At 74.1% G+C, this 7,931-nt stretch carries 1 protein-coding gene; it reads right to left on the reverse strand.

From position 1 onward, the window contains the following. Nucleotides 1-7,931, reverse strand: a 7,931-nt coding sequence (locus ACFPQ9_RS36240; protein WP_380862946.1) for a type I polyketide synthase, incomplete at both ends; no start/stop codon positions are given.

The following is a 7,931-nucleotide window of genomic DNA, read 5'->3' on the forward strand; positions in this document are numbered from 1 at the left end:
TCCTCCGGCGACGACACACCACCGGGGAACCGGCAGGCCATACCCACGATCACCACCGGATCGTCGGCGAGGGAGGTCCCGGCAGGATTCATCTCCTGCGTGGGCTCGGCGCCGGACAGGCGCTCGTGCAGGTGGGCGGCCAGTTTCTCGGCGGACGGGTGGTCGAAGATCAGGGTGGCGGGGAGGCGGAGTCCCGTCGCGGCGGCGAGCGCGTTCCGCAGTTCCACCGCCGTCAGGGAGTCGAAGCCCAGGTCCCGGAAGGGGCGTCGGGCTTCGACGGACCCGGTGTCGTCGTGGCCGAGGACGGCGGCGGCGCGGGCGCGCACCACGGTGAGGAGCAGGGACCGCTGCTCCTCCACGGTCTTCCCGGCGAGGCTGCGCACGACGTCGCCCGCGCCGGCGGAGACCGTACGGGTGCGGAACAGGCCGCGCAGCAGCGGCGTGACGTCGCCGCGCGACCGCAGGGCTGCGTGGTCGAGCCGTACGGGCACAAGAAGGGCCGGAGCTTCGTCGGTCGTTGCCGCGTCGAACAGGGTCAGGCCCTCCTCGACGGTGAGCGGGCGGAAGCCGGAGCGCGCGAGGCGTTCGCGGTCGGCGTGGTCGAGTTCGCCGGTCATTCCGTCGGTCATCGCCCAGGGCCCGTAGGCGAGTGAGGTCGCGGGCAGGCCGAGGGCGCGACGGTGTGCGGCGAGGCCGTCCAGGTAGGCGTTGGCGGCGGCGTAGTTCGCCTGGCCCGTGCCTCCGAAGGCTCCGGCCGCAGAGGAAATGAGGACGAACGCCCTTGTGTCCGGCAGGAGTTCGTGCAAGTGGCGGGCGGCGTCGGCCTTGGGGTGGAGGACCGCGGAGAGGCGTTCGGGGGTGAGGGCGGTGAGGACGCCGTCGTCGAGGACGCCGGCCGTGTGGACGACGGCTCCGACGGTACGGCCGGTGAGCAGGTCCGCCAGGGCGTCGCGGTCGGACACGTCGCAGGCGGCGATCTCGACCTGGGCGCCGAACCCGATGAGTTCGGTGCGCAGTGCGTCCGCGCCCGGGGCGTCCGTCCCCCGCCGGGACACGAGCAGCAGGTCGCGTGCGCCGTGGCGGGTGACGAGATGCCGGGCCAGGGCCGCGCCGATGCCGCCCGTGCCGCCCGTGACGAGCACGCTGCCCGGGCCCGTCCACGTGTCTCGGGCGTCGTCCCGCGTGCCCGGCTCGTGACGGGTCAGGCGGGGTGCGAGCAGGTCCGTGCCGCGCACGGAGAGCTCCGTCTCGCCGGTCTCGTAGGCGCTCAGGAGTTGGGCCGGGGACGGGAGTCGGGGCTGGTTCGGATCGTGGGTGAGCAGGGCCAGGCGGTCGGGGTGTTCGTTCGCCGCCGAGCGGACCAGGCCCCGGACGGCTTCGAGGACGGGGGACTCCTCGTCGGCCGTCACGACGACCAGGCGGGACGTCGCGGACGGCGTGATGGCTAGCCATGTGTGGAGGAGGTCGAGGGTGTGACGCAGTGTGGTGTGCAGGTCCCCTGCGGTGATCTCGGTGAGGACGAGCTCCGGCGTGGCGGGGATACCGTCCAGGCCGTCCAGGATGTCGGCGTCCTGCGGCGCCCAGACAGGGGCGGCGGAATCGGTGATGAGTACTGCGGGACGAAGAGTCCGCGGCATCTCCGAGTACGCCATCGGCGTCCAGGTGCGTCGGAACAGCGCGTTGGGGACGGTCGTGCTGATGGTCCGGGACGGTGGCCTGGTGACGAGGGAGCCCACGGAGGCAACCGGTGTGCCCGACGGGTCGGTCACCGTCAGACGCACAGCTGCAGTGGCCGTGCCCGTGTCTGCCTCCGTCTCCGTCTCTGTCTCCGTATGGACGAGGTGCGCCTCCGGTTCACGGACGATGTGGGCGCGCAGCACCCGCGCACCCGCGGCGCTGCCGTGCGGGTGCTGGTGCAGGTCCACGTCACGCCAGGCGAACGGCAGGCCCGGCGTCCCACCCGTGAACGCGGCGGCGTGCAACAGGGAGTCGAACAGCGCCGGGTGCGGGCCGAAGCCGTCGGTGTCGGTGTCGTCGGGGAGGGCGGCCTCGGCGAACACCTCCGTGCCGCGTCGCCAGACGGCGGTGAGCATCCCGAAGGGTGGGCCGTAGGAGAGGCCCGTGTCGGCCAGGTCCGCGTAGAAGGCGTCGAGGTCGACGGCCTCCGTGTCGGCCGGTGGCCATGAGCCGGCCGCCGCGGGTCCCGGTTCGAGGCCGGGTGCGGAGCCTGCGGTGGCCGTGTCGGCGGCCAGCAGGCCGGCGGCGTGGCGCAGCCAGGGCGCGTCGGGGTCGCCGTCGTACCGGGAGGAGATCGTGACGGGCCGCAGGCCGGCATCATCGGGTTCGTCGACCGACACTTGAAGGGTCACGGCGTCGCGGTCGGGCAGGAGCAGTGGCTGTGCGAGGGTGAGTTCGGCGATGTGGCCGTGGCCGAGCTCGGCGCCGGCTCGGGCGACGAGCTCGGTGAGGGCGGTGCCGGGCAGGACGACCCGGCCATCGAGGCGATGGCCCGTCGTCCAGGGGTGGGTCGTCGTCGAGACACGGCCGGTGAACAGGGCGGCGTCGGTGTCGGCGAGGCGGACCGACGCTCCCAGCAACGGATGGTGCACTGCCGTCAGTCCGGAGCCACGGATGTCTCCGCGGGCGGCTCCGGCGGCCGGCCAGTAGTGGCGGTGCTGGAAGGGATAGCCGGGCAACCGTGTTCGGACGGCGCCGGTTCCGGCGAAGAGCGCGGGCCAGTCGAGGGGGACACCGGTCGTGAACAGCCGGGCCAACGCCGTGACCAGCGTGCTCTCCTCGGGCCGGCCGGACCGCAGCACCGGCACGGCGACCGCGTCCGAGCCGCCCTCGGCGTCCGGCCCCGGGCGCAGGTCCGTGTCGGCGTCCTCCGCCAGCAGCGACTCGACGAGTGCCGTGAGGACGGCGGTGGGTCCGACTTCGACATACGTCCGTACCCCGGAGCGGGCCATGGCCCGGACGGTGTCGGCGAAGCGGACGGTCTCGCGCACCTGCCGTACCCAGTGGGCGGGGTCGGTCAACTCGCCCTCGGGGCCGGACACGACGGGCAGGCGCGGCGCCCGGAACTCCAGGGTGTCCAGTACGGCACGGAAGTCGGACAGCATCGGGTCCATGTGCGCCGAGTGGAAGGCGTGGCTGACCGGGAGGCGGGTGGAGCGCCGGCCTGGGAGTGCGGCGAGGGTGGCTTCTACGGCGTCGGAGTCCCCGGATACGACGACAGCGGTGGGGCCGTTGACGGCGGCGAGGGACGCTCCGGCGGCGAGGTGGGGCAGTACGTCGTCCTCGTCGGCCTCGACGGCGACCATGACGCCGCCCTCCGGCAGGGCGTCCATCAGGGTGGCCCGGGCCGTGACGAGACGGCATGCGTCAGGCAGCGTCAGCACACCGGCGACGTGCGCTGCGGCGATCTCGCCGACGGAGTGCCCTGCCACGACGTCGGGGCGCAGGCCGAGGGACTCAAGGAGCCGGAACAGGGCGACCTCGACGGCGAAGAGGGCGGGCTGGGCCGCGCCGGTGCGGTTCAGCGCCGCCTCGTCGGTGCCCCACAGCACGTCACGCAAACCGGGATCGAGCAGTTCCAGCGTCTCGTCGAGGGCGGCGCGGAAAGCGGGAAAGCGGTCGTACAACTCGCGTCCCATGCCCGGGCGTTGGGCGCCCTGGCCGGGGAAGAGGAAGGCCGTCGAGCCGGATTCGGCAGCGACCCCCCGGGCGATCTCGACCAGACCGCCGGTGCCCGTGGCGAGCGCCACGGCGCGGTGCGGGAAGGCGGTGCGGGCGGTGGCGGCCAGGGTGAGGCCGACGTCCAGGATGTCCTCGCGGTGGGCGAGTCCGGCCGTCCGGGCGTCGAGGGCGGCGCCGGTGCGGGCCGACATCACCCACGGAACCACGGCCGGCACCACGGCGGCGGGCGCCCGCTCGGCATCCTGCGGCCGGGGCGGGGCGGCTTCCAGGACGAGGTGGGCGTTGGTGCCGCTGACGCCGAAGGAGGAGACGGCGGCCCGGCGCGGGCGGCCCGTCCGCGGCCACTCGGTGTCCGTACGCACCGGACGCACGGCGCCCGACTCCCAGTCCACGTGCGAGGACGGCGTGGCCGCGTGCAGCGTCCGCGGCACGATCCCGTGCCGCAGGGCCAGCACCGTCTTGATGACGCCGGCGACTCCGGCGGCGGCCTGGGTGTGCCCGATGTTGGACTTCACCGAGCCCAGCAGCAACGGGTGCGCACGCTCCTGGCCGTACGTCGCGAGGAGGGCCTGCACCTCGATGGGGTCGCCGAGTCGGGTGCCGGTGCCGTGGCCCTCGACGGCGTCGACGTCGGCCGGGGAGAGCCCGGCGGCGGCCAGCGCCTGGCGGATGACGCGCTGTTGGGCGGGCCCATTGGGCGCGGTCAGGCCGTTCGAGGCGCCGTCCTGGTTGATGGCGGAGCCGCGCAGGACCGCCAGCACGGGGTGCCCGTTGCGGCGGGCGTCGGACAGCCGCTCCAGCACGACCAGGCCGACGCCCTCGCCCCAGCCGACGCCGTCGGCCGTGTCGGAGTACGCCTTGCAGCGGCCGTCGGCGGCGAGGCCGCCCTGGCGGTCGAACTCGACGTAGGTCGAGGGGGTCGCCATCACCGTCACGCCGCCGGCCAGGGCGAGGGTGCACTCGCCGCCGCGCAGCGCCTGGGCGGCCAGGTGCAGGGCCACGAGCGAGGACGAGCAGGCGGTGTCGACGGTGACGGCCGGTCCTTCCAGGCCGAGGGTGTACGCCACCCGGCCGGAGGCCACGCTGTGCGCACTGCCGGCGCCGCGCAGGCCCGCGTACCGCTCGTCGGTGAGGAGTGTGCCGTAGTCGCCGTACATGACACCGGCGAAGACTCCGGTACGGCTGCCGCGCAGCGTCACCGGGTCGATGCCGGCGTCCTCGACGGCCTGCCAGGAGGTCTCCAGGAGGAGCCGCTGCTGTGCGTCCGTGGCGAGTGCCTCGCGCGGGCTCATCCCGAAGAAGTCGGCGTCGAAGTCTCCCGCCCGGCTGAGGAATCCGCCGCGCCGGGCCTCCGTCCAGCCGCGCTCCACGGGAACGTCACCGATCGCGTCGACGCCGCCGGTCACCAGCCGCCACAGGTCGTCCGGGGAGGCGACGTCTCCGGGGAAGCGGCAGGCCATCCCCACGATCGCCACGAGGTCGTCGTCGGTGGCGCCACGCCGGACGTCGGCTTCGGCGCCGTCCACGGCCGGGACCGGACCGCCGGTCAGCCGCTCGTGCAGATGCGCGGCGAGGTCGGCGGCGGTCGGGTGGTCGAAGACGAGGGTCGCGGACAGGCGCAGGCCGGTGGTGGCGGCCAGGCCGTTGCGCAACTCGACGGCCGTGAGCGAGTCGAATCCCAACTCTCGGAAGGGCCGCCGGGGATCCACGGCGTCGGCCCGGCGATGCCCGAGCACCCGGGCGACCTGCCCGCGCACCAGGGCGAGCAGCTCGCGCCGCTGTTCCTCGGGCGCGAGCCGGCCCAGTGCCGCCGCGAGCCCCGTGTCACCGTGGGCGGATGACGCCGGCGTCGTGGACGAAGCGACGATATGGCGCCGGTGGCGATCGCGGTCCCCATCGCGGCCTCGGTCTCGGCCTCGGCCTCTGTCCAGGTCTCGGACGAGTCCGCGCAGTACGGCCGGTGCGGCGGGTCCCGCCTCGGCCAGTGCCTGGGTGTCGAGGCTGAGGGGCAGCACGACGGGTTCGTCGTGGGCCAGGGCGGCGTCGAAGAGGGCGAGCGCGGTCGCCGTGGGCAGGGGCAGCAGCCCGGTGCGTGCCAGACGGGCCCGGTCGGCGTCATTGAGCTGCCGGGTCATTCCGGCGGTGGCCTCCCACGGACCCCAGGCCAGCGACAGCCCCGGCAGCCCGCTGCCGCGCCGCTCGCGCATCAGCGCGTCCAGGCCGGCGTTGGCTGCGGTGTAGTTTCCCTGGCCGGCGCTGCCGAGCACTCCGGCGGCCGACGAGAACACTACGAACGGGACATCGGCATCGACGAGTTCGTGCAGCCGGCGGGCAGCCTCCACCTTCGGCCGCAGCACGGCCGCCATCCGCTCCTCGGTCAGCGCGGTGACCACGCCGTCGTCGAGGATCCCGGCCGTGTGCACCACTCCGCCGACCGTCCGCCCGGCCAGCAGCGCCGCCGGAGCGTCACGGTCGGCCACGTCGCAGGCCACGACCTCGGCACGGGCACCGGCCTCCGTCAGCTCGGCGATCAGATCGGCGGCACCCGGCGCGTCCGGGCCCCGGCGCGACACCAACAGCAGATCCCGCACGCCGTGCCGGGCGACGAGATGCCGCGCCACGGCAGCGCCGAGTCCACCGGTGCCGCCGGTGACCAGCACACTCCCCCGGCCCCATGCGGATTCCCGTCCCGCGTCCGCCGGCACCCGCAAAGGCTCCAGCCGAGGCACACGAACCTCAACGCCGCGCACCGCGACTTCCGGCTCGACCCCGTCCCGGAGCAACCCCAGTGCGATGCGCAGCGCCTCCGGTGCCGGATCCGCGAGTGCGAGCACGGCCAGTCGGCCGGGATGCTCGGTGACGGCCGACCTCAACAGCCCGCGCACCGCGGCCCCGGCGGGATCGTCACCGTCCCGGGCGACCAGAACGATGAGGCGCTCGGACTCCTCGGCCAAGGCGCGCTGCAACAGCGCCAGGGCACCGGCGACAGCGGACCGCACCTCCGACACGGGCGGCGGCAGCACCATCACCTGCGCCTCCGCATCCGCACCGTCCTCATCCTCACCCATGACGAAGCCGGACTCGCGCAGCAACGCGGTGAGCGTGCCGTCACCGTCCCCGGAGACAGTCAGCGTGCCGGGGTCGCGAGCCAGGTCCGCGGCCGGCTTCACCCACTCGACCCGGTAGAGCCGCCCGGCCGCATCCCCCGCAGCCAACTGCCCCGCCGTGACGGCACGGACAGCCAGCGCGTCGGCGTCGGCCACGGGCCGTCCAGTCGAGTCGGCGAGGGTCACCCGGACACGGTCCGGCGCGACGAGCGACAGCCGGCCCCGCACCGCCGCAGCCCCTACGGCGTGCAGCGCGACGCCCTCCCACGAGAACGGCACCACACCGTCCCCCACCAGCAGCGACGTACCGTGCAGAGCAGCGTCGAACAGGGCCGGATGCAGCACGAAACCACCCGGCTCCGTGCCTTCCGGCAGCTCCGCCTCGACAAAGACGTCGTCCCCGCGCCGCCAAGCCGCCCGCAGCCCCTGGAAGGCGGGCCCGTACCCGAATCCGGTCGACGCCCGGTCGGCGTAGAAGGTGTCGAGTGCGACCGGCTCGGCATCGACCGGCGGCCAGACCGCCAACTCCCGCTCGGACGACGGTACTTCCTCACCCGCCTCCAACAACCCGGAAGCGTTGACGGTCCAGGACGCTCCCGGATGACCTTCCGGACAGGACTGCACGGTCACCGGCCGCCGCCCGTCCCCGTCCGCAGGGCCGACGGTGACCTGAAGGCGTACGGCTCCCTCGTCGGGCGCGATCAACGGCGTGCCCAACGTCAGCTCGGCGATGCGTCGGCAGGCGAACTCCTCACCGGCGCGCAGGACGAGCTCGGCCAGTGCGGCGCCGGGCAGCAACGAGCGGCCGTGCACCATGTGGTCGGCGAGCCAGGGGTGCGAGGCGAGCGAGAGCCGACCGGTCAGAACGATGCCGTCCGAACCGGCCGACGGCACGGCCGCGCCGAGCAGCGGATGCCGGACGGGCTCCAGCCCCAAGTCGATGGCGTCCGTCGCCGAGAAGGAGGGCTCGGGCCAGTATCGCCGACGCTGGAAGGGGTAGGTCGGGACGACTTCGGGAAGTCGGGATCCGGTCCCGGCGAAGTACGCCGCCCAGTCGACGGGGATGCCGTGCACGAAGAGCCGGGACAGGGCTGTGAGGGCGGCTTCCTCTTCGGGGCGGTTCTT

Origin of the sequence: Streptomyces coerulescens, from assembly GCF_042657965.1 — a bacterium.
Classification (GTDB): Bacteria; Actinomycetota; Actinomycetes; order Streptomycetales; family Streptomycetaceae; genus Streptomyces; species Streptomyces coerulescens.